At 18.7% G+C, this 1596-nt stretch carries 3 protein-coding genes; all 3 read right to left on the bottom strand.

Translation table 4 applies throughout. From position 1 onward, the window contains the following. Positions 1-117 precede the first annotated feature (117 nt). The gene (locus tag C6B38_RS03545; protein ID WP_105298685.1) at positions 118-651 is read right to left on the bottom strand and encodes a hypothetical protein; all 534 of its coding nucleotides are present in this window, start codon (positions 649-651) and stop codon (positions 118-120) included. Between the two features lie 356 nt (positions 652-1007). After that, positions 1008-1160, bottom strand: coding sequence for a hypothetical protein (locus C6B38_RS09820; RefSeq protein WP_162475840.1), 153 nt, complete (start codon positions 1158-1160; stop codon positions 1008-1010). A gap of 146 nt (positions 1161-1306) precedes the next feature. Beyond that, positions 1307-1596 (bottom strand): DNA cytosine methyltransferase (locus tag C6B38_RS09815; RefSeq protein ID WP_199558570.1); only part of this gene is annotated, 290 nt, incomplete at its 5' end.

The raw sequence follows: 1596 nt of genomic DNA, 5'->3' as shown, positions 1-1596 counted from the left end.
TATAAGTAAAATAAAATTAATATTTATATAACTAATTACACCGTGATGATACCGTCATTAAAATTATTTGTCAAATAAAAAAAACAACAAATTAATTTGTTGTTTTTAAAAAAATATTTATTGAAAAAAAACTTTTTTAATTTCTCCATTAATATTTAAAATAATAATAAGACTCTCGCTAGTATTCATTATTATAGGATTATCAAAAATATTTTTAATTGAATTTAAAAAATTATTATAAAATCTTGTAACATATAATTCATTTTTTATATCTATTTTTGTTATAAATTCTTTTACTTCATCTTCATTATTACCTGTTTCATTTAATATTGTAACTATATGATCTATCACTTGAATAATTTTAATAGCAGGATTGGGAGTTTCATTAAAAATTTTTTTTATATCTTTAAGTGATTTATTTTTCAAATAAATCACTCATGGTTCAAGAATAAAATTACCTTCAGGGTCATGGAATAAAGTATCTTTAAATAATTTATCTTTTCCTTCATTTATTTGATCATTAATACCTTGATTTCTTCTATTTGAAGATTCAGGAATATTATTACTATTATTTGGCATCATTGCCATTAATGGTGTTATTCCAGTAGTTAATAATGTAAATGAACTTAATAATCCTAAAATTTTTTTCATGTATATCATTCCTTTCTTTTATAAAAATAGAAATAATAGACTTATTTTCTTTATTATTTCAATAAATTTAAAAAGAATTGATGTAATAATAAAATTTGACACAATAATTTACAGAAACACAAGGAATTAAAAATTTTGTGTTTATACGATATAAAATTATATTTCTATTTTTATAAATTAATCTTATCATATTTATTTTTTATACATTTAACATGTCTATAATAAAGTAATTTATTTTCATTTTGACTAATTTTTATTAATCCTGCTTGGGTAAAAATACATGGTATTTCATTATTATAAACAGAACAAATTTTATTATAGGATCCTATTATTAATTTATAATTATTCATTATTTTTTATTTAAAAACAATATTTATTTTTTTCTTTTTCTTTTTCGGAGATACTGAAAAAATACTATTTTCATCAGTGATTTTTTTTACAGGTATTACAATTCGTTTATTTTCTTTAATACTTGTTTTATCAAATTTATTAATTATATCGAATAACATTTCCTTAGTTTAGTTAGAAAAATTACCTTTTATATATAATTCATTAGTTATATTTCTTAAATTATCAAAATCAGAATTAATTACATATTTCATTATTTCATCTGATATTTCTTTATTTACTTTTTTCATTTGTATTTTCTCCTTTGTTAATTTTTCTTTTCTGTTTTAAACATTTTTATAAAAATCTTTTCTAATACATCAATCACAATGCTATTACCAGCTTGTTTATAAAGTTGTGTTTCTGACACAATTTCTGACACAACTTTGCTTGCTTTATCAAAGTCTTTATTACTAAACCCCATTAATAATCAACATTCACGAGGTGTTAATATTCTTAAAAAGTATTTTTTTTCATCAATTAAAAAAGATAATATTTTATTAGTATATTTATTTTGTATTTTATTATCAATCATAATTTTATTGACATTACTTGCTG

The sequence above is a fragment of the Spiroplasma sp. ChiS genome, from assembly GCF_002968355.1.
GTDB classification, from domain to species: Bacteria; Bacillota_I; Bacilli_A; order Mycoplasmatales; family Mycoplasmataceae; genus Spiroplasma; species Spiroplasma citri.
The sequence above is the reverse complement of the archived record's forward strand: the minus strand, read 5'-3'. Positions and strand labels throughout refer to the sequence as shown.